Source organism: Gemmiger formicilis, assembly GCF_016901605.1.
GTDB lineage: Bacteria > Bacillota > Clostridia > Oscillospirales > Ruminococcaceae > Gemmiger > Gemmiger formicilis_B.
The window spans coordinates 1-369 of the sequence record NZ_JACJKP010000502.1; the positions used below are offsets into that span (position 1 = coordinate 1).

The following is a 369-nucleotide window of genomic DNA, read 5'->3' on the forward strand; positions in this document are numbered from 1 at the left end:
AGCCCCTGGGCGGCTTTCTGGCGCAGGATCTCGTGGATCTGGCCCCACATCTCGCCCATGCCGATGATAAAACTTTCCACATAGATGCTGCGCCGGGCGCTGCGCAGGGCGGGCAGCATATCGGCGAACATGCTTTCGCCGTTGGGGTAGTACCGCACGTCGGTGCCGTCAAACACCGGGCCGGGGGCAAAATCCCGCAGATAGCGGGCGGTTTCGGCGGCGCGGGGGTCCAGCTGTTCCAGCTTTTCCTGGGCGGCGGGGTCGGGGGTGCGCAGGGGCGCCAGCTGGGCCTCGGCCTGTTCCATCCGGCGGCGCAGCCGTATGGCGGGGCGTTTGTCGCCCCACAGCAGATAGAGCAGCCCGCCCTGC

The 369-nt window shown here is 68.3% G+C and carries 1 pseudogene; it reads right to left on the reverse strand.

Features of this window, described 5'->3' with window-relative positions:
* Nucleotides 1-369 (reverse strand): annotated as a pseudogene (locus H6B10_RS15650) (cardiolipin synthase); the annotation flags it as partial.